23 protein-coding genes are annotated in these 19,528 nt (G+C 68.3%); 4 read left to right on the top strand and 19 right to left on the bottom strand.

Translation table 11 applies throughout. The annotated features are described in order from the left end of the window. Positions 1-107: 107 nt before the first annotated feature. Positions 108-269, bottom strand: a complete 162-nt coding sequence (locus ACSYGN_RS21795; RefSeq protein WP_460398111.1) for a hypothetical protein — start codon at positions 267-269, stop codon at positions 108-110. Next, positions 266-598 carry an ArsR/SmtB family transcription factor gene (locus ACSYGN_RS21790; RefSeq protein ID WP_460398109.1) on the bottom strand — a complete coding sequence of 111 codons (333 nt, stop codon included), beginning with the start codon at positions 596-598 and terminating at the stop codon, positions 266-268. Before ACSYGN_RS21790 ends, ACSYGN_RS21795 begins: the two co-directional genes overlap by 4 nt. Before the next feature lie 380 nt (positions 599-978). On the opposite strand from ACSYGN_RS21790, the gene ACSYGN_RS21785 reads away from it, so the two are divergent. Beyond that, positions 979-1,302, top strand: a complete 324-nt coding sequence (locus ACSYGN_RS21785) for a TnsA-like heteromeric transposase endonuclease subunit (RefSeq protein WP_460398107.1) — start codon at positions 979-981, stop codon at positions 1,300-1,302. Here ACSYGN_RS21785 and ACSYGN_RS21780 read toward each other — a convergent pair. From ACSYGN_RS21780 to ACSYGN_RS21765, 4 genes are all read right to left on the bottom strand, one after another. After that, positions 1,256-2,050, bottom strand: coding sequence for a leucine-rich repeat domain-containing protein (locus ACSYGN_RS21780; RefSeq protein ID WP_460398105.1), 795 nt, complete (start codon positions 2,048-2,050; stop codon positions 1,256-1,258). The genes ACSYGN_RS21785 and ACSYGN_RS21780 overlap by 47 nt on opposite strands. A gap of 235 nt (positions 2,051-2,285) precedes the next feature. Continuing rightward, the gene (locus tag ACSYGN_RS21775) at positions 2,286-2,996 is read right to left on the bottom strand and encodes a hypothetical protein (protein ID WP_460398103.1); all 711 of its coding nucleotides are present in this window, start codon (positions 2,994-2,996) and stop codon (positions 2,286-2,288) included. 11 nt (positions 2,997-3,007) lie between these two features. Continuing rightward, entirely contained in the window at positions 3,008-3,742 is a 735-nt protein-coding gene (locus ACSYGN_RS21770; protein WP_460398101.1) for a hypothetical protein, read from the bottom strand. A 608-nt stretch (positions 3,743-4,350) separates the two neighbouring features. Continuing rightward, positions 4,351-4,785 carry a VOC family protein gene (locus ACSYGN_RS21765; RefSeq protein ID WP_460398099.1) on the bottom strand — a complete coding sequence of 145 codons (435 nt, stop codon included), beginning with the start codon at positions 4,783-4,785 and terminating at the stop codon, positions 4,351-4,353. Positions 4,786-4,876: 91 nt separating this feature from the next. On the opposite strand from ACSYGN_RS21765, the gene ACSYGN_RS21760 reads away from it, so the two are divergent. Then, entirely contained in the window at positions 4,877-5,023 is a 147-nt protein-coding gene (locus ACSYGN_RS21760) for a hypothetical protein (RefSeq protein WP_460398097.1), read from the top strand. A 35-nt stretch (positions 5,024-5,058) separates the two neighbouring features. Here the strand turns inward: ACSYGN_RS21760 and ACSYGN_RS21755 are convergent, their stop codons facing one another. The 5 genes from ACSYGN_RS21755 to ACSYGN_RS21735 form a co-directional block, all read right to left on the bottom strand. Then, positions 5,059-5,550, bottom strand: a complete 492-nt coding sequence (locus ACSYGN_RS21755; RefSeq protein ID WP_460398094.1) for an HAD domain-containing protein — start codon at positions 5,548-5,550, stop codon at positions 5,059-5,061. Further along, complete coding sequence (locus ACSYGN_RS21750) at positions 5,547-7,745, bottom strand: phosphotransferase family protein (RefSeq protein WP_460398092.1); 2,199 nt, start codon at positions 7,743-7,745, stop codon at positions 5,547-5,549. Before ACSYGN_RS21750 ends, ACSYGN_RS21755 begins: the two co-directional genes overlap by 4 nt. 293 nt (positions 7,746-8,038) lie before the next feature. Continuing rightward, positions 8,039-8,932 carry a GntR family transcriptional regulator gene (locus tag ACSYGN_RS21745; RefSeq protein WP_460398090.1) on the bottom strand — a complete coding sequence of 298 codons (894 nt, stop codon included), beginning with the start codon at positions 8,930-8,932 and terminating at the stop codon, positions 8,039-8,041. 93 nt (positions 8,933-9,025) lie between these two features. After that, on the bottom strand, positions 9,026-9,763 hold the full coding sequence (locus ACSYGN_RS21740; RefSeq protein ID WP_460398088.1) for an HAD family hydrolase: 738 nt from the start codon (positions 9,761-9,763) through the stop codon (positions 9,026-9,028). Further along, positions 9,763-10,641: a GntR family transcriptional regulator gene (locus tag ACSYGN_RS21735; protein ID WP_460403636.1), complete on the bottom strand. Its 879-nt coding sequence runs from the start codon at positions 10,639-10,641 to the stop codon at positions 9,763-9,765. The genes ACSYGN_RS21740 and ACSYGN_RS21735 overlap by 1 nt, the downstream gene beginning before the upstream one ends. A 241-nt stretch (positions 10,642-10,882) precedes the next feature. Between ACSYGN_RS21735 and ACSYGN_RS21730 the strand changes: the two genes are divergently transcribed. Beyond that, positions 10,883-11,077, top strand: a complete 195-nt coding sequence (locus tag ACSYGN_RS21730) for a hypothetical protein (RefSeq protein ID WP_460398086.1) — start codon at positions 10,883-10,885, stop codon at positions 11,075-11,077. A 119-nt stretch (positions 11,078-11,196) separates the two neighbouring features. Here the strand turns inward: ACSYGN_RS21730 and ACSYGN_RS21725 are convergent, their stop codons facing one another. Together ACSYGN_RS21725 and ACSYGN_RS21720 are read right to left on the bottom strand one after the other, a co-directional pair. Next, positions 11,197-12,216 carry a winged helix-turn-helix domain-containing protein gene (locus tag ACSYGN_RS21725; RefSeq protein ID WP_460398084.1) on the bottom strand — a complete coding sequence of 340 codons (1,020 nt, stop codon included), beginning with the start codon at positions 12,214-12,216 and terminating at the stop codon, positions 11,197-11,199. 702 nt (positions 12,217-12,918) lie between these two features. After that, positions 12,919-13,509, bottom strand: coding sequence for an RsiG family protein (locus ACSYGN_RS21720; protein WP_460398082.1), 591 nt, complete (start codon positions 13,507-13,509; stop codon positions 12,919-12,921). Between the two features lie 323 nt (positions 13,510-13,832). Here ACSYGN_RS21720 and dtd point away from each other — a divergent pair, with 323 nt between their 5' ends. Further along, entirely contained in the window at positions 13,833-14,258 is a 426-nt protein-coding gene (gene dtd / locus ACSYGN_RS21715; protein WP_460398080.1) for a D-aminoacyl-tRNA deacylase, read from the top strand. A 34-nt stretch (positions 14,259-14,292) separates the two neighbouring features. Here dtd and ygfZ read toward each other — a convergent pair whose 3' ends face one another. From ygfZ to ACSYGN_RS21685, 6 genes are all read right to left on the bottom strand, one after another. Then, positions 14,293-15,258 (bottom strand): CAF17-like 4Fe-4S cluster assembly/insertion protein YgfZ, encoded by a 966-nt coding sequence (ygfZ, locus tag ACSYGN_RS21710; protein ID WP_460398077.1) that lies wholly within the window; start codon positions 15,256-15,258, stop codon positions 14,293-14,295. Between the two features lie 11 nt (positions 15,259-15,269). After that, positions 15,270-15,707: a Fur family transcriptional regulator gene (locus tag ACSYGN_RS21705; protein ID WP_460398075.1), complete on the bottom strand. Its 438-nt coding sequence runs from the start codon at positions 15,705-15,707 to the stop codon at positions 15,270-15,272. A gap of 178 nt (positions 15,708-15,885) precedes the next feature. Further along, positions 15,886-16,461 carry a heme-binding beta-barrel domain-containing protein gene (locus tag ACSYGN_RS21700; RefSeq protein ID WP_460398073.1) on the bottom strand — a complete coding sequence of 192 codons (576 nt, stop codon included), beginning with the start codon at positions 16,459-16,461 and terminating at the stop codon, positions 15,886-15,888. A gap of 286 nt (positions 16,462-16,747) precedes the next feature. Next, positions 16,748-17,719, bottom strand: coding sequence for a hypothetical protein (locus tag ACSYGN_RS21695; RefSeq protein WP_460398071.1), 972 nt, complete (start codon positions 17,717-17,719; stop codon positions 16,748-16,750). Then, entirely contained in the window at positions 17,716-18,579 is an 864-nt protein-coding gene (locus ACSYGN_RS21690; protein WP_460398070.1) for a hypothetical protein, read from the bottom strand. Before ACSYGN_RS21690 ends, ACSYGN_RS21695 begins: the two co-directional genes overlap by 4 nt. Beyond that, positions 18,576-19,295 carry a hypothetical protein gene (locus tag ACSYGN_RS21685; protein ID WP_460398068.1) on the bottom strand — a complete coding sequence of 240 codons (720 nt, stop codon included), beginning with the start codon at positions 19,293-19,295 and terminating at the stop codon, positions 18,576-18,578. The genes ACSYGN_RS21690 and ACSYGN_RS21685 overlap by 4 nt, the downstream gene beginning before the upstream one ends. Positions 19,296-19,528: the final 233 nt, after the last annotated feature.

The raw sequence follows: 19,528 nt of genomic DNA, 5'->3' as shown, positions 1-19,528 counted from the left end.
GTCCGCCTATTCGACCTGGCTGAGGATCTTCTCGACCCGGTGGAGCCTGGCGTTGAGGTCGGCCAGTTGACTCGCAGCGGCGTTCTGCGCGGCCGCGGCCTCTTCGACTATCTCCCGGAACGCTCCTCGCGCCCGGCCGCTGCTCGGGCCTGGAAGATCCTGCTGACCCCGAGGACGACGACTGCGAGCAGTCCCATACCCCCCAGGAGGAGCACGATGTCTCCCCAGCCGCCCCACGCGCTGCTGCTGTCCATCGCCAGTGAGTTCACTTCTTCTCGTCCTTGTCCTTGTCGGAAAGAGTGGGGGCAGCCGCCGCGATGACAGCAGGTGTCAGACGGACATCGAACGGCGCCACTTCGTAGTACTTCATCGCCTTGCCGTCATCGGACAGCTCCAGGGTGCTGGTGACGAGTCCTGCCGCCTCCAGCCGTTGCAGGTGCATCTGCAGGAGTGGGCGACTCATGCCCAGTTCGCGAGCAAGCTGACTGACGTAGTTCCGCTCTCCGGCCAGAGCCGCCACGACCCGCAGCCGGTGCGGGTTGGCCAGCGCAGACATCGTCTGCACCATCTCATCACCGGAAAGACTCTTCCGGCTCATGTCGAATCACTTTGGCGCATGCAAGAAAAATATTGCATGTCTACCGGGTCGTCAACGAGGTTCCAGCAGATGCCGGCCCTCACCCGGCCACGACACCGTCAATGGGCCCCAGCCATACAGTCAACAGAAGCCGGTTGGGCGGGACGCCGATCACCAGTCTGTCCCACTCAACCGTAGGCACCGCAGGTCAGAACCTCGCCCTGCCCACACTTATCTAGGACAGGACACCTGTGTTTGATCGGTACGGAGTGCGGGTGATCAGGGGTGGCGGCGGAGCAGCTCGCGGAGGCGCACGCGGATCCGGATCTTGGGGCGTTTGAGCTGAGGTTTCTGGAGGACGACGTACAGGTTCGACGGTCGCTTGCGGCACCTGCTGGGACGTGCGCTTCGAGCGTGCGGCACCGGTGCGTCCGTGCCGGTGGTCCAAGGGCGGGAAGAGCTTCGCGGGCTGGTACTTCTGCGCGACGACCGGCGGGCACATCGGCTACGAGTCGTGGCTGGAACGGGACCGGCTGATCTTCCTGGACGCCGATCCGCAGGTGCCGGGGATCGGGTCGCAGCCGTTCTGGCTGCACTGGCACGATGGCCAGCGTGGGCGTCGGCATGCTCCCGACTACTTCGTGCGCCTTGCACCGGCCCGGTGCCGGGTGACGACGGTCAACGCGACGGAGGCTGTTCGATCGCGCCGCCCCGATGAGGTGTAGGAATGTAGCCCTTCGCCCCAGGTGGCAGGGCGTCGAGGCACGCCTGGGAGCAGGCGTTGACCAGTATCGGCAGAATATCGGTCGCCACCACCCGGGAGAGCCACGCCTGGTGCGGGCCCGTCGCCGGGATGGGTCCGGCGCAGACACTGCAGGTGCGGGCCGCGGTGGTGCCCCAGCGGGCGGGAGCCAGGCACTCGAGGTCCAGGACCGTATCGCCGGGCGGGAGGAGCCGCGGGAACGGCGGCCGGTACTTGTAGTTGCCGTAGATCGAGCGCGTGCTCACCGTGCTGTTCACTAGCCGACCGCACCGCGTGATTTCGTACGGGAACCAGTGCAGCCGTCGCGAAGTGTAGGGGCTGAACTCCTCCAGGCTTGTCATGTCGCCGATCTCCGGAGGTATCCGAACCAGGTTGCTTCCGTACAGCACAAGGGTCCGCACCGCCGTCAGCCGCCCGATCGACGCCGGCAGCGTCACGATCTGCCGCCGCTCCTCAGGGCTCAGCTCCGGCAGCGGACGGAATTCCTCCCGTCCGTCGGCCGCCGCCTCTTCGATCAGCTCCAGCAGCCGGAGCCAGCTCGGAGCACTGGTGTCCTGGATCTCGGCGTGGAAGGACGCCGCCGCGCCGGGCGGACTCACCCGGACCTGGCTGAAGCAATGGCAGCGGTCCTGCGGCACCCCGGGCCGGGAGTCCACTGCCTCGGGAAAGCGGTTCGGGAAGACCTGTGCGGGCAACTGTTCGTCCGTCATGGCGCAACGATAGGGACGCGGCGCCCGGTACGGCACCATCCGGTGTCCCCGGCCGGTGATGTAGCCGCCCTCCGTCAGGAACTTGGTGATGCTGTCGGCCAGGAAGCCCCAGTGTGGGTTGACGAGATCTCACTGATGCCCCCGCCAGCGGCCGTTGCTCACTCACAAGACGATCGACCTGGTGGTTCCTGCAGGAGCCACCAGGTCGGGGAACCCATCTCGGTCGAAACCCCCGTCAGCGACCCGTGAGCCAGTCCACCAAGTCGTAGACAGCGTGACAGTAGGGGTCGTGGACGTCCTGTCGCATTCGCTCCAACTCCCCCGTTTCCAAGAGGACCGGAAGCACGGCATGCGCTCCTGTCACGCCAGACACAACAGAGCCGTCTTCGTCTCGAAGGGGAAGGTCGACACCGAATGGTGGAGCGTCCTGTGATGTGGGGGTGTCCAGGTAGAGACGACATGTTCCCTGGTCGAGAAGCAGGAAGCCACGCAGGCGCAGCTTCGCGGGCTCATCAGGCTCTGCTGGAACGGAGAAGGCGGACGCAGCGGCCCGCAGCGCATCCGAGAGATGGAACCGCGGATGGTCGACGAAACCGTGAACAGCAGCGGATGCGTCGACCACCGGAATTCCGAAGGCATCGCGCGGCGCCTCCTCGACCTCGCTCTCGGAGCGGTCGGCCCATGCGCTTCGCAGGGCGGCCACGAGGTCTCCTGCGGGGATGTTCGCCCCGTGTGTGTCCGTGAGCGGAACGTCAAAGGCAACCGACGTGTCCAGTTGCTGTCCGTCCCACAGAACGACACGGCCGACACCGCGTCGCCCCAGAGCATGCACGACACCACGCACAAGCCGGACTCTCTGCCCGAACGCGAACGCTGTGACGCTGCCCAGCATTTCATGTGCCAGCTGCGCCTGCAGACCGGACAGACCTGTCTCGTCCCACATCATCGATCGATCCGTCACACGTGGTTCAACGCGTCAGGGCACTTGTTGACACCCTGGCAGTAAGCCGTGATCACGCCGATCTTGTCGCCGTGGTCGGCGAGCTTGTACTTGTGATCAGCGGTCTCCCAGTGGTACTGCGCAACGACCTTCACACGAGCGAGAATGATGCCGAGACGGTCATACAACACAGCGCCGTACAGCTTCCGGGTCTTCGTGCTTCCCCCCTCGGGGTGCTCACTCACCGCTACCTTGATGACCTTGCTGCTGTGGATGTTGTGCGGACCGGAAAAATGGACCCACCCGAACGCCCTGTTGCCCTGCCGGGCAGGGATGTAACGGCCATCCGCGTCATGGCCCACGAACTTCACCACGCTCCAGTGGCTGCCGGCAGCCTCATCGGCTGCTGCCCCTGCGTCATCCGCCACGACAGCAGAGTCTGCCCGCGCGATAGCCCTGTCCGTGTCATCCAATACGGCAGAATCTGCCGGTGAGTCCGCTTCGGTGACAGCTTCGTACGTGAGTCCTTGCTGAGCGGCCTTGGCGGCTCCGAAAGTCTCGACGTACTGCTCATCGGTCGCAAGGAGAAGTTGGTCTCCCTCTGGACTGGCCGCTGCGTCACTGTCAGCGGCACTGTTGCCCGCAGACACTGCTGAGGTCTGGTCGGAGACGTCGGGAGCATCGGCGTAAGCGGGAGTCACCCCAAGAACAACGGACCCCACCAGTGCAAACGAAGCCACTTTGGCCTTCACTCGTTCCCCCATGTTCCTGTATCACGAATTTTACTGGCGCCAGCAATACGTCGTGGTCAGCGGCGTAGCGCGCGATCAAGGTACCCCGAAAGATCGGATCGTCCACACAATTGAGTGATTCCCGAACGGCCATGACAACTGGCGCCCAGGGCTCTACTCATGACCTCTGCTGCACGCTTCAGAAGCGACTGCCTACGTTTGAACGGGACGGTGGAGGCGCGTTCGTTCCACTCAACCATAGGCACTGCAGGCCAGAGCCCAACCCTGCCCACAGTTATCTGGGACAGGACAGCGGAGCAGGCGGTCTGCCTGATGTCCTGCCTCTGGCGAAGACCTCTCCGACCACCTGAAGTACTTCACCGAGCATCCTGGCCGAGGCCGGCTTCAACCCGGCCGTCCTCGACGCCACACCTGCCGGCGCCTGAGTCGATCACTGCACCGGCGACCACTACCCGACGGACTGCAAGAGAACGGCTCCCGGCCCGGACTTGAGTGAGACACACCGACGAATCCCGTCTCACTCAAGTCCGGGCACCGCTGGTCAGCGGGGCATGATGCCCGGGCTCAGCCGAGACAGAACACCTGACCCCGTCGGCGTTCGCTGCCCCTCAGTCGAGACAGAACTCGTTGCCCTCGATGTCCTGCATCACGATGCACGACTCGTTGACGCCATCGGCACGCAGTAGTCGCTCGCGCACCGCGCCGAGCGCGACCAGTCGTGCGCACTCGGCCTCGAGTGCGGCGAGGCGCTCTTCGCCCACGAGCCCGGTGCCGACCCGCACGCAAAGATGCACCCGATTCTTGACGACCTTGCCTTCGGGAACGCGCTGGAAGAACAGTCGCGGGCCGACACCTGAGGGATCACCGCAGGCGAACGCTGCACCCTGACGCTCAGGCGGCAGAGAGCGATCAAAGTGGTCCCACGTCGCAAACCCCTCCGGTGGCGGCGGTACGACGTACCCCAACACCTCACACCAGAAGCGAGCGACGCGCTCAGGTTCCGCGCAGTCGAAGGTGACCTGGAACTGCTTGATCGACGCCATCGGCCCACCATAGTGGCGCGTGCTGTTCACCGGCACCCAGGCCACCGAGGCCGATGCCCCATCGTGCTGACGTTCCTGAAGCATCCGCGTCATGGCCGATGAGGGAGATGTCGGACGCCAACGCGCGGGCGGCGTCTGCGAAATACTGCTCGTCGGCGCCGTGGGCGAGCCCTGGGGTGACACCCTGGCCGAGGCCGACGAACAGGTCGACACGTCGGGGCCGGCCAACCCCAGCTGACGGAACGGCAGAACAGCTTCGCCTGAGGCATCGGGCTACAGCAGCCCCGCCAGCCACCTTTCCAGTGCTGCGAAGTCCGCGTCCGTCAGGCCCTCGCGGGGGTTCACTCGGTGGAGGAGGGACGGGGACGGGTGGTGGGTCTCGACCCAGGTGCGGTCTGTGGCGGTGATCTCGTCGTCCAACCAGATGAAGGGGCGGGCCGCCGCCCAGGTGACCAGCAGGGGCGTCTTCCAGTGCAGGCCACGGGGTGCGGGCGACTGGTCCTGTTCGTCCGGGCAGTCGAGCACCGGGAGGGGTGGCAGGCCCAGCCAAGGAGAGACGGTGGCGTTGGCCTCCTCCATCCAGGTCGTGGCCCACACCAGGTCGCAGCCCAGTGCGGTGAGGCGGGGGCCCAGGGCCGGGTCCAGGCGAGGGAGGAGGGGGTGGGTGGGGGCGGATGGGTGGGTGGGGGGTGGCTTGTGGTCCGGGTAGGAGGGGGCGCCGAAGGGGATCAGGGTGCCGTCGATGTCGAGGAACAGGAGTGTCATGCCAGCGCGCGGGTCAGATACGGGTTGGCTGTGGGGCGGGTGGGGAGGCCCAGGGAGGCTCTGGCTGCGGCCAGGGTCATCGCGTACGAGTCGATCGCGCGGCGGACGTTGGGGGCGTCCAGGCCTGTTCCGGTCGCCAGGCGGTCGAGGTCGATGTAGGCGGAGCGGACGATCTCGATCCAGCGGTAGATGCGCCAGTCCCGTCGCCAGTCGGCCGTGTGTGCGGCGTCCAGGTTGCGCTCCCAGCGGGCGAACATGCGGGCGCGGATCTCCGGGCGGGTCGGGGTGAGGTGCATGTGCCGGACCATGTCGTAGAGGGGATCGCCGACGAGGGCCATCTCCCAGTCGATGATGGTGAGGGCGAGGTGGTCGTCGCGGCGGACCAGGTTCCAGGGGTTCAGGTCGCCGTGCAGCAGGGTGGGGCGCCGGTGGCTCACCGTGTGGCGGCCCAGGATGTCCGCCAGCCGGGCGGCGTCGGGCAGGCCGAGCAGGCGGGCGAGTTGTGCGGATTCCCGGGGCAGTTCATGTACGAGGGCGACGAGCTGGCTCGTCAGCCAGGGATGGAAGCCGCCCGCTCCCGCCGTCGGATCGATCTTCCGGGGGTCCACCTGCGTCAGGGCGCAGAGCTGGTCGACGAGTGCGTCCGCCTCGTGCGGCAGCAGGCCGTTCACGGGGTGGCTGGGAGGCCGGTCGAGGCCGGTCCGGTCGAGCCGCGGGCCTACGTACGTGTGAACGGTGAAAGGTTCCCCCTGGCAGCATGTGCCCAGCGCCAGGACTCTCGGGGCCGCGACCGGTGTCGTCAGCCGTTCGATCTCACGGAGTACGGCGTGCTCGCTCAGATAGCGCGGCTCCCGCCGGCTCACGTTCGGCAGCTTGCGGCGTACGACGACGGGAGCGTCGTAGCCGGGCACGTGGACCACGGTGTTGAGGTGCGCCGTCCCCTTGAAGACCCGGCTCGCCGAAGCCCCGCCCTCCTGGCGCAGCGCCTCGGTCACGGCGGAGTGGGGGAAGTCCCGGCGCTCTTCGAGGCGTTGGTCCGGCTCCCAGCCGAAGTCCGACGCCGTGAGCCTGCCGCCGCCGAGCGCCCACCGGGACACCTGCCAGCGCAGCAGAGCGCCCTCGATCTCCTTCTCGGTCGGCACGTTCCGCAGTCCGAGTGGCTCTGCCGCCGCCGACAGGGCCCGGCCGACCTCCTGCGTGGCCAGGTCCAGCGTCACCTGATCGAACGAGTGCTCCAGCCGCTGCGCCACCCGCATGACGTCCGGGAACACGGACTGGGCGCGTTCGAAATCGACGTAGTGCTTGAGGTCCTTGGCATGACCGTTCACGGCGGCGGGCCGAACGGCGTGCATGGCTGTCGCCCAGGCCTCGATCACCTCCGGCCACTGCCGCTCCGGGTAACGCATGCGCACCAGGTGGGTGGCGAGGTCGTGAGACGGGTCGCCGAAGGTGGCGAGTTCCCAGTCGAGGCAGACGAGGGGTGGATCGCCGCCGTACGCCAGGATCACATTGTCGCCGTGCAGATCCGCGTGAAGCAGGCTGAAGGGCCGCCGCGACATAGCGGGCACGCGATCGGCCAGCCGGAGCAGGGCGTCGTCCGGGATGCCGAGAGCGGCGAACAACCCGCCGTAGACGGTCCAATTGGGCTGACGAATCTGCGCGTCGGCGAGGTGGGCCAGCTTGCGGAGGAACGCCTGGCTGTCCGTGTGGGCGGCGGGCCACCCGGCCGGCAGGGACGGCAGGGATCTCAGACGCACTCTGGTCATCTGGGCCAGCAGCTCGGCCAGCGCCCGCACGATCAGCGCATCCACCGGCTTGTCGTTCGCGCACACGCTGGAGAGCGGCACGCCGTCCACATAGCTGTGGACGGCGAAGTCGTCCCCCTCGACGAGGCACTCCGGCGCCTGGGGGAGAACCTTCCTGACGGCGCGGAGGACATCGGCCTCCTTGCGCCACGTCCTGATGACCACGGGAAGCACATCACGCCGCGGAACGCGCACGATCACCGAGGTCCCGGGCGCGCGGCCCAGCAGTCGGGCGATGTGCACCGGCAGCTCGACCACGTGGTTGTCGTTGTGGTGGCCGCTGCTCGCCCGACCGGATCTGGCGGCTTCGACGAACGCCCGGATCGCGCGGGTGCGATCTTCGCCGGCAGACTCCCGGAGAAACGCTCCGGGAACAGGAGGTGCGCCCACTGGCTGCTCCGTGCGTGCAAGAGGGTCAATTGGTATGGCGAACCTTAGATCGTCTGATCCCAGGTAATACTCCGAACGACCAAAGTCCCAGTTGGATATGTCAAAAGGGTACATCGGAGCATCGGAGCGCTTATGGCGCAGGTGATCGCCCGTTGCGACGTCGTACGGAATTGGCCTGGTTGCCATATCCAGGCGTGTCAGTGTTTCAGCGTGTCAGCGGTTCAGCGGTTCAGCGGTTCAGCGTTTGAAACCGGAGCGGTGGCTCGCGCGACGGATGGTAGCGCCGCTGATGTCTATGAGGCGAGCAGGGACCACACCGAGTCGAACCAGGACTGCATGCTGCAGACGAAGACACTGTCCGCCGACCCCTCGTCCTCGTCCGTCACATGGCGGGTGAGCGTCGATCCGAAGCCCAGCACGTCGAGCGCCTCGACCTCCTCGCCCGAGTTCAGCTCGATCTTGCGCACGATCACCTCGTAGGGGCCGTGCAGGACTTCCCGCCGGTTGAACACGTAGAGCTTGAACGTGGGCGTCAACGGTGCGCGGCGGATCTGTACGTCCACCGAGGGCACCTGTCCTTCTGCGCGCAGTGCCCGGAGGGTGCTCTCCAGTGAAGCGGAATGGCGTTCCGTGATGCCGTTCAGGCGCGCACGTAGGCGCTCGTCCGCCTCGTCCGCCTCGTCCGCCTCGTCCCCGATGGCCCGGGGATAGGGCAGGTACGTCGTCCCGGTGGGAAGGACCATGCGCAGGCTGATGCTCCGCGGAGCGACGCTGCCCCTGCGGATACGCAGAGCCTGGGCCTGGATCTGGCCGTACAGGGTCTCCGACGTCAGCGTGAAGACGTCCAGGGACACGTCGGCCTGCTCGAAAGCGCGGTCGAAGAGGGACTCCAGGGACACTCCTCTGGACACGTCGGTGGCCGCGGGCACCGTGGACCGCACCGGCGGCCTCCTGACCACCCGCGAACCGCTGCCCTGCCGCGACGTGATCCAGCCCTGGCCCTGCAGGTCCTTGAGCGCGCGCTGAACGGTGACCCGGCTGACGCCGAACTCCGCCGCGAGATCACGCTGCGGAGGCAGAAGATGGCCGACCGGATAGTCCCCGCGGTCGATCCGGGCCAGCAGTTCTGTGGCGACCCTTTCGAACTCCCTGGTGCCGCCCTCATCACCGGTCTGCTGTCCGCTCACACGTCGACCGTACCTAAAGAGGTGGAGAACATGTCCGCCATCACCGCCGCCGCCTCAGGGCCGCGGCAGGGCCGGGCGGGTCCAGGGACAGGGCTAGGGACGGGGCTGGGGGCGGGGCACCGCCGCCCGTACCGCGTCGAGCACCGTCTCCAGCGACCCCACCACATCCGTGGCCCCCGCCTCCCTCAGCCGCTTCTCCTTGTACGCGTTACGCGCGTAGCCGAGGAACGGGACGCCGGCCTTCCGTGCGGCGATGCAGTCGGAGGGGGCGTCGCCGATCATCAGGGCGTTCTCGGGGGCCGAACCCATGGCGTTCAGGGCGCGGTTGAGGCAGTGCGGGTCCGGCTTGAGGAGGTGGAGGTTCTCGGTGCGGCCGTAGAGGTGGGGGGCGAAGCAGGACAGCAGGCCGCGTCCCTCCAGGTACTCGTGCACCACCAGCGGGGAGTTGTTGGTCGTGATCGCCATGCGGGAGCCGAGGGCCGCCCAGGTCCGTATGAGCGGGTCGGCGTACGGGGTCGGCAGTGCGGAGGCCGCGGCCTTCAGCTCCTCCTTGGTGAGACGTTCCTCCAGTTCGGTCACCAGATCGCTGCCGGGATGCCGGCGGTCCACGGCACGCAGCACGAACTGCGGGTCCATGGACGTCCGTTCGTCCTCCGTCAGCAGCCCGTACAGGCCCTGGCCCGCGAGCCACCGCACCAGGTCACTGGCGACCAGCCGTGCCGAGTACTGCGCGAACAGCCGGCAGACCGGCCCGTCGAAGTCCCAGAGCACCACTCCGGCGTGGACGGTCAGTTCGGTCAGCGCGCTGGTCTGCGTCGTATCAGAAGTCACTAGGAGAGTGTCAGGTCCGTCGTGATGGTTTCCCAGAGGGCGTTGAACCACTTCTGCGATTCGTCCGTGAATGCCCCGTCCCGCTGACCGGCCCTGGCCTCGAAGGAGAAGAGCAGGGACTCGGTGCCCAGGACGTCGTACATGTCGAGGGTTCCGCCGTCCGTCGGCTCCTCGCGGCGCGTGACCATGTAGTACGCCATCAGCGCCTCGGTCTCGTTGAGCAGGTACAGCTTCACCGGTGGTGTGAACGGCAGCGCCCGGAAGGTCACCCGCACCTCGATGCCGTGCGAGGTGCGCAGGCTGCGGAGGTTGTGGCGCAGGACATGGCCCTGGGCGTTGCGCTGGGCCAGCCAGCGCTGATGGACCGGGTCGTCCTCACCGCGCCCGTCGACAGGGACCGGAAAGGCGAGGTTGATCTCCCGGGAGGGCAGCAGGATGCGCACGTCGATCGATTTGGGGCGTAGTTCCCCGCTGTGGATGAGACGGATCGGCCCGCCGAGGCCCAGCATCAGGGACTCCGCGGTCAGGCACACCGCGTCGACCTGCACATGCGGCACCCGGAACGCCTCGATCAGACGGGGGGCCAGCGCCACCATCGTGGGCTGCGGCTCGCCCCGTACCCGGGCCGGTTCGGCGACCCGGGGCGGGCTGCCCTTGCTCACGTTGCTGAGCAGTCCGGCCTCCTGGAGGACGCGCAGGGCCTGGCGTACGGCGCCGCGTTCCACCCCGAACTCCTCGGCGAGCTCGGCCTGAGTGGGCAGCCGGGTGCCCACCTTGAGCTCTCCGACGCGGATGCGTTCCCGCAGGACGTCGGCGATCTCCTGGGGGGAGAGTCTGCTGCTGCCGTTCACTGCCACGTTCTCCTGGGTCACGACCATTGACATTACAACTCCGTCCTATCTTACGGCAGTTGTTTGAGAGTTGTTTATAACTAGTAACCAAGAGGGGACAACATAATCATAGTTGGTAACCAACTTGGTTGAGTTGGTGGAAGTTTTGCTTCCCCAGCCATGAGTGGTCCACAGAGCGGTCAACAGCGGTCAACGGCGATCGGCGGTTGTGCAGCGGTTGTGATGATCCACGCACTTCACTGTCCGGCAGTCTCAAGGGGGAACCACCGTGCCTGCTGCATCCGCCATCGTCTTCGCCGTCGTCGAGAACGGCTTCGAGCAGCTCATCCAGTGGAAGTTCGGCACCGCCGGCATCATCGGCCTGCTGCTGTTCAGCATCGGGATCAAGGTCAGGAGCGCGACGATCGCCTCCGTCGGGGCCGCGCTGCTCGCCATCCTGGTCGCCGGGAGCCCGGCCCCGTGAGCCCGGCTCTGTTGGCCCGGCTCTGTGGGCCCGGCTCTGTTGGCCCGGCTCTGTGAACCGGCTCTGTGAACCGGCTCCGTGAACAGACCCTGTGAACCGGCTTCGCCCCAGGTCGACGGTCAGCTCGTGAACAACAGGTCCGAGCTGATCGTCTCCCACAGCGCGTCGAACCACACCCTCGACTGCGCCACGAACGTCGTGTCCCGGGGCCCGGCGCCCCGCTCGAAGGCGAACAGCATCGACTGGGTGCCCACGGCGTCGTACATCTCCAGGTGGTCGTGGTCGATCTCCACTTGCCGCCTGGCCAGCGTGTAGTAGGCGAACAGCGCCTCCGTGCCGTTGAGCAGGTACAGCTTGACCGGCGGGGTGAACGGCAGCGCCCGGAAGGACACCTGTACGTCGACGCCGTGGGTCGAGCGCAGCTCCAGCAGATTGTGGCGCAGCACCTGCACCTGGGCGTTGCGCTGCGCCAGCCAGCGCCGCTGGAGCTGCCCGGCAGCCGAGGACGCGGGCGCGGCGGGCGGGGCGGGCGGGGTGGACACCATGGCCGACGGGTCCGATGTTGCTGCGGGTGCCGCAGGGACGGCCGGGGCCGGGGCCGGGAAGGCGAGGGTGATCTCCCTGCTGGGGAGCAGCACCCGGACGTCGATCTTGGCCGGTTCCAGTCGTCCGGCGTGGATCTGACGCAGCGGTTCGCCGATGGCGAGCCCCAGAGAGACCGAGGTCAGACACAGGGCGTCGATCTCCACATGGGGCGCGGCGAACGCCTGGGAAATACGGGGCGCAAGGGCCACCGTGGTGGGCTGCGGCGGGGCCTGAGGGCCGGTCAGCGGCCGGTCGAGGCCCAGGTCGGAGAGCGGTTCGCGGCCGAGGCCAGGGGCGACCGTGGCCGGGCTGCCCTGGGTCGCGTTGATCAGCAGCCGCTCGGACTGGAGGATGCGCAGCGCCTGCCGTACCGCTCCGCGCTCGACCCCGAACTCGTCCATCAACTGGGCCTGCGTGGGCATGCGCTGACCTGCTCGCAGCTCCCCGGACCTGATCCGGGCGCGCAACTCGTCGGCCACCTCTTGGTGTGACGTGCGTGGCCGCTGTGCCGTCTTCCGCCCATTGACGGAGGCGTGTCCCGGTTCCACACACAAACACTACAACTTCCCGCCATCTTCCGTCAGTTAATGGGAAGGTGGTTATGAGACGCTTCCAAATGGAGATAACCCAATTGAAGTTGGCTGCCAACTTGGGCAACATGGTCAAGTCTTCAAGCGGTTGGCCACCAGGGGGACGGCGGGGGAACTCGTCCGGCCGACCGGGCTCTCACCCTGGAGGGGAGCCGGAGCCCGATCGGTACCGGAGAAGCACAGTCACAACTGAACACCGGCACATGAACAGCGACAACCGAACAGGGCATGCACAGTCACAACTCCACACCGACAACTGAACAGCTACAGCTACAGCTAGCTACGGATGTCCACCCGTCGTCGGCAGGAAGGAGCGCTCAGAACAGGTCCGGGCACCATGGTCGCCTGGACGTACGCAGCAGGGCGTCGGCCGACCGGGCGACGCCCGCTCGTTCTTCCCGCACCCGGCCGAGCGCGGTTGCCTCCGGCGGTGGGTGCGGTTGCCTCCGGCGGTGGGTGCGGTTGCCTCCGGCGGTGGGTGCGGTTGCCTCCGGCGGTGGGTGCGGTTGCCTCCGGCGGTGGGTGCGTTGTCGTGTGCGGGTGCGTTGTGGCTGGTCGCGCAGTTCCCCGCGCCCCTTAGGGGGTTGCAGGCTGCGTCGGCTGTATAAGTCCGCAGCCTGCGGACAGCCCTGCTGTTGGCCGCACCGGCCACCCCGCGCCCCGCCGTCACACCAGCAGGTCCTCCACCAAGTCGTCGACCAGGTCGTCCACCTGTGCCTCGCCCTCCCGGTACCGGCGGGTGATCTCCGCGCTGCAGTCGTCGGTGGTGCGCTGGAGGTGCTGGCGTCTGCGGGAGACGTGGCGTTCGCAGTGCACGAGGCGGCCCATGGCGGTGTTCAGTTCGGCGTCGGTGCGGGCCTCCAGGTCGGACAGTTCGACCTCGCCTAGCATCTCCGCGGCCAGCAGCCGGTACTCCTCGCCGTACGGGGTGCCCACAGTGACGTGCCGGGCGGAGGAGCGGGTGCGGGCGGGGCCGTCGGTCAGGATCTCCGGGAGTCGGTCGACCACCGGCGCCGTCGGCTCCGGGGAGCGGCGGGTCAGTTCCGCGCGCAGGATGTCGATCCGCCCCTGGAGCAGCCGCCGGACATAGCTCAGGTCGGCCTCGTCGCGCTGGGCGTCCCGGCGCAGGGCGCGCAGCTCGGGCAGGCTCAGCCCGGTCAGCTCGGGTCCCGGGACCGCCGTGGGCAATGGTGGACTGTCGCTGCGCTGTGCGGGGGGCCTGGTCATGCCCAGCCGCTCGGTACTGCGTGTGCTCATGTGCCTCTACCGTCCCCTCGACCGGCGTGTGGTAAGCATCGTGCCACCCCCGGTGGCCGCTATGTGACCGAGTGCCCCCGAACGGCCCCAGATGGGGGGTTAAGGATCAGAAACAGTCGTCCTGTGGACCGCGTGCGAACGCCCCACGATCCACCAGCGCACTCAATTCGCGCTCTCCGCGCGCCTTGTGCGCCACTTTCGATAGGCCTTCCATGCGCCTGCATACGCTCATTCACATCTATACACGCCCTTGCGACCCCGAACGCGCCCCCTCCCCCGCCGGCCGGGCCGCCCGGGTCCGTCGGCCGGGCATGATGGTCCGCATGCGTGCAGTGGTGCAGAGGGTGGACGGCGCGAGCGTCGTCGTGGACGGCGAGACCGTGGGGCAGATCGACGGCGAGGGCCTGTGCGTCCTGGTCGGGGTCACCCACGAGGACACCAAGGAGAAGGCGGCCCAGCTGGCCCGGAAGCTGTGGTCGGTCCGGATGCTGCACGACGAGAAGTCGTGCAGCGACATCGACGCGCCCCTCCTCGTCATCAGCCAGTTCACCCTCTACGGGGACGCCCGCAAGGGCCGCCGCCCCACCTGGAACGCAGCGGCGCCCGGCGATGTGGCCGAACCGCTGGTCGACGAGGTGGTCGCCCAGTTGCGCGCCCTCGGTGCGACGGTGGCGACGGGCCGCTTCGGCGCACGGATGCGCGTCGCGCTGACGAACGACGGCCCGTTCACCGTCCTCCTGGAGATATGACCCGCAGGGGCACACGCGACAGAGCTGACCGGAGCTACGGCGCCACGACGACTTCCTGCGCCGCCGCCGTCGTACCGGCGAGCAGCGGCGCGTCCAGCGGGACGTTGCGCTTCACCAGGGCCAGGGCGATCGGGCCCAGCTCGTGGTGGCGTACCGACGTGGTGACGAAGCCGATCCTGCGGCCGTCGGGACCGTCCGCGGCGAGCCGGATGTCCGTGCCGTGCGGCGGCAGATGGACCTCGCTGCCGTCCAGGTGCAGGAACACCAGCCGACGCGGCGGCTTGCCGAGGTTCTGGACCCGGGCGACCGTCTCCTGGCCGCGGTAGCAGCCCTTCTGGAGATGCACCGCCGTACCGATCCAGCCCAGCTCGTGCGGAATGGTGCGGTGGTCGGTCTCGAAGCCCACCCGGGGGCGGTGCTGCTCCACGCGCAGCGCCTCGTGGGCGAGGATCCCGGCCGCCGGACCGGCCTTCCCGGCGTACGACTCCAGGTCCGCGCGCGGGAGGAACAGATCACGCCCGTACGGTGTCTCGCGCACGACGACGTCCGACGGGGCCTCGGTGATCGAACCGGCCGGGAGATGGACGACCGCGAAGTCGGCCGTGCGGTCGGTGACCTCGACGCGGTAGAAGAACTTCATCGACTCCAGGTACGCGAGCAGCGCCTCCTGGGTGCCGGGCTCCACATGCGCCCAGACGGTCGCGCCGTCGTCGACCAGATAGAGCGCGTGCTCGACGTGGCCGTGCGCGGAGAGGATCAGCGCCTCGGTGGCCTGTCCCACGGGCAGTTCGCTGACGTGCTGGGTGAGCAGCAGATGCAGCCAGCTGAGCCGGTCCTCGCCGGAGACGGTGATGACGCCCCGGTGCGAGAGGTCGACGAAACCGGTGCCGTCGGCGAGGGCGCGCTGTTCTCGGAACAGTTCGCCGTAGTGCGCGGCGACGCCTTCGTCCGCGCCTTCGGCGGGGACGGCTCCGGGCAGGGACAGCAGGGGGCTCTTCATAAAGGTCAAGCCTACGACTCGGTAGTTGAACCCTTCAGGGCGCACTCCTTGCACCGGCCGAAGATCGCGAAGTGCCGCATGTCCGTCTCGAAGCCGAACCGCTCGCGCAGCTCGGCGGTGAAGGAGGCCGCCACCTCCAGATCCGCCTCGATGACATCGGTGCAGTCGCGGCAGACCAGATGGATGTGGTGGTGGCGGTCCGCGAGGTGGTACGTCGGCGCGCCGTGCCCGAGGTGGGCGTGGCTGACGAGTCCGAGCTCCTCCAGGAGCTCCAGGGTGCGGTACACCGTGGAGATGTTGACCCCCGACGCCGTCCTGCGTACTTCGACCAGGATGTCGTCGGGGGTCGCGTGCTCCAGGGTGTCCACGGCTTCGAGCACGAGCTGCCGCTGCGGGGTCAGCCGGTATCCGCGCTGCCGCAGATCAGTCTTCCAGTCGGTGCTCACCACAAGGAAAGTCTAGGACTTCGGGGGGTGGTGGCGCGGGCCGACGCGTACCAAGGCGGTCCGGGGCGGGCCGCAGCGGCGCGACGCGGACCGGGCAGGAGCGACGCGGACCGGGGCGGACCGGAGCGGGAGCGACGCGGACCGGGGCGGACCGGAGCGGGAGCGACGCGGACCGGGGCACTCAGCGAAAGAAGGCGATCCCGTCGTCCGGCAGGTCGTCGGGCAGGGCCTTGGCCCAGCGCTCGACCTCCTCCGGGGTGACGGCCTTCTTCAGGTGGGCCGACATGTAGGGGCGCAGCTCGACCTCGGGGGTCTGCTTCTCCCCGACCCACATCAGGTCGCCCTTCACATAGCCGTACAGCCGCTTGCCGCCGCTGTAGGGCTGGGAGGCGGCCGTGCGCGCCACGGCGTCCGTGACAAGGTCGATCTGCGGCTTCTTGTGGGCCAGTTCGCCGTACCAGATCTCGATGACGCCGTCGTCGCGGGTCATCGTGACCTCGACCTTGCGGGCGTCGTGGATCCGCCAGAACCCGTGCTCGGACTCCAGCGGGCGCACCTTCTCGCCGGACTGGTCCAGCACCCAGGTGTGGGAGCGGTACTCCAGGAAGTCGCGCCCGTCGTGGGTGAAGCTGACCTCCTGTCCGAAGTTGCACTTCTCGGAACCGGGGAAGTCGTGCACGCCCGCGCCGGCCCAGTTGCCGAGCAGGAAGGCGAGCGGGACCAGGTCCTTGTGGAGGTCGGACGGAATCTCGATCATGAGTTGCGGTTTTCCCTGGACGTGACGTCGACTTCGGAGGTTCAGCGCTGGCCCTGGTACAGCTTCATCACGGTCAGCCCCGCGAAGGCGAGCACGCCGACGCAGATGATGGCCAGCATGGTGTCGAAGAAGATCTCCACGGGGCTGCTCCTTGCTGAGCGGAGTGTGCGGTGCGTACACAGGACCGGGCCCCAGCTTACGCGGCTGGGGCCCGGGGTCCGGAGGCGAGGCCCGATCCGGGGGCGGGGCGGGGGCAGGGCGGGGTCAGGGCGGGGCTGGGGCGGGCTCAGGAGAGGAGTTCGCCCTGGAGGGTCACCGTCTGGTGGAACGGCACCGCCTTCGCCGCGTCCTTGCGGGACTGGACGACGACGGCCAACGTGTCACCGGCCGACACATAGGCCAGCCTGAGCTGCTCGGCGCCGTAGGGCTTCTGCTCGACGTACGGCATGACGCTGACCTCCTTCGGCCTGGGGATGGTCGAGAATCCCTCGTCCGGCTGGTAGAGCTCCGCTCCGCGGAACGGGTGCACCGGGGACGAGTAATCGGTGAACTCGTCCGACGCCACCCTCTCCGCGACGGCCGCCGTGGAGAACTGGAGCAGATAGATCCGGGACCGGGTGCCGTCGGGCATGGTCCAGCCGCGCGCCGCGATGTGCCGCAGACCGTAGTCGGTGAGCTTCTGCGCCAGGTCCTCTCGCTGGTCCTTGGTGAACTCCGCGAGGAAGACCTTCCGGTCCAGCCAGCCGTCCTTCCCGCGCAGCGCCGGGTCGGCCTTGGCGCCCTTCGGCGCGGGCAGCACCAGTTCCCGCAGGTCCGCGTAGTGCACAGCGCCCTTGTTCGTGTCGGCCGACAACCCTGGGCTGCCGGCGGGCAGCGGCGGCTTCACCAGCGTGGGGTAGTCCCAGCGGCCGTCCGACCGGGTGGACAGACCGGGCACGTCGGTGCGGTCCATGCCGGTGATGCCGTACGCGGTGCCCGCGCCGCACGCCGCGAACACGACGACGGCGGCGGTCCAGCGGAGGGCGGCACGGAGGATGCGGCGGTCCTTCCTGGGGCGGGGTGCGGGGGTTGTTTCCGGTGCCGGGGCGGGTTCCGGGGTCGGTTCCGGGGCGGGTGCAAGGATCGGCGCCGGGGTCGGTTCCTGGCGCGGTTCCGCGTCCGGCTTCGGCTCCGGGTCCTGCGGGAGGGCGTCCGGCTCCCGCTCCGGGTCCTGCGGGAGGGCGTCCGGCTCGTACTGCGTCTGCTGCTGCTCGGTCATACGGACCTCCCCGGTTCCTTGATGCGGTGGAGCTGCTCCTCCAGGAGTTTCGCGATGGCGCCCGTACCCATCGGCTTGGGACCGCTGGCGTTGACGGTGACCAGCACGTCGCCCTGGTAGGCGGAGCACATCATCGCGTCGAGCTTCTCCCCGGCGTCCTTGGGCCGCAGGAAGCACTTCGCGTTCTTGAAGCCCTTGATGGCCGGGCCCTTGCGGAAGACGCCCAGGGCGTCGAGGAATCCGCTCTGGAACGTCGACGCGGCCTTGACGTCCGCCTGATCCTCCAGCTGGGACAGCACGATGCTGACGGCGGAGGAGTGATCGTCGCTGTAGCGGGAGTTGCCGAGGAGATAGCTGCGCATCGCCATCCCCTTGATGTGCTCCTTGTCGATCAGCTTTTCCACCCGCTTGCGCTGGGTGCGGGGCAGATCGCGCAGCGACTCCTTGCGCAGGGCGGTGGCCTCGGCGCCGCTGAGCTGCCGGTCCGAGCCGAACTGCGCGATGTCGGGGCCGGGCGTCCAGTGGCCGTCGTACGGCACGAGCATCCCGGCGAGCCCGGACGGAGCAGCCGTCTTCGCCTCGGCGTCCTTGGTCTTCGGCAGGTGCCACACCGGACCGCCCGCGTCACGGTCGGCGCCCTGCACGGTGACGACGGTGAATCCGACACCGCCGACGACCGCGGCAAGCAGCACACCGACACCCGCGACGGCGGCGATACGGCCGCGCCGGACGGGCTTCTCGGCGGGCGGGGCATCGACCGCCGCGGCGGGCTCCGGGTTCTCCGGGTTCTCCGGGTTCTCCGGGACCGGAGCGCCCTCCGGGGCTTCCGGGGCTTCCGGGGTCTCCAGGCTCTCGCTCACAGCCGCTCCATCTGCCGCTCGGCCAGGTCCACGATGTCCTTCTTCGGGATCTGCTTGGTGTCGGTGATCCAGATCTCCATGACGAGGTCACCGCGCCAGGCGACCGCCTCGGCCTTGTACATGTCGAGGTACCCGGGCTTCCGCTCGGGGTTGTGATGGACGTACGCCATGCCGTCACCGGTACCGTCGATGGGCCAGCTCTCGGTGTTCGGCTCCTTGTCGGCCCAGTCGGTCTGGCCGACCGCCCAGTCGGACGCGGCCACCGTCTCCTGTTGCCGGTACTGCACCAGCCGGATCTCCACGGTGTAGGTGCTGCCCACCCCCCAGGCGGTGATGGCACCACGGCGGAACTCGTCGGAGACAAGGTCGTCGAAGGCGGCCTTGGGGTTCTCGAAGAGGTCCGCGTACTCCCCGATGCCCATCCACCCGTCCTCGACCGAGATGTAATCCCTGTCCCGCGCCCCCTTCGGCCGCTGGAGCAGCAGCTTGCGCAGGTCGCCGTCGGTCTTCACCTGGCGGTCCTGGGCGGCGGACAGCGGCTCGGGGGCCGGGCCCTTGGCCTGGGCGAGGGCGGGCTGGGAGAGCGAGGGGAGCTTGGTTGGCGTGCGGCCGGCCTGGACGACATAGCCGGTGCAAGTACCCGCGACGATGCCCAGGGCGGCGGCGCCGGCGATCAGCAGGGCGGTGCGACGTCCGCGACGCCGTACGGAAAGCACGGGAGGTACGGGAAGCGCGGGAGGCGCGGGAGGCGCGGGAGGCGCGGCCTGGTCCGCCTCGACGGCGTCGACTGCGGTTGCCTTTTCGCCCTCCGCTGCGGTCACCTCTCCGCCCCCGGCAGCGCTCGCCGCCTCGCCCTCACTGTCTTGTGTCCGGTCTTGAATGCTGTCGTCCGTGCTTACCACTCCGTTCGTCTCTTCCGTGCCATCCGCTGCGTGCTGGACTTCCACGA

This window comes from Streptomyces sp. YIM S03343, assembly GCF_054729195.1.
Note: the sequence above shows the minus strand (reverse complement) of the source record. Positions and strands in the feature narration are given on the sequence as shown.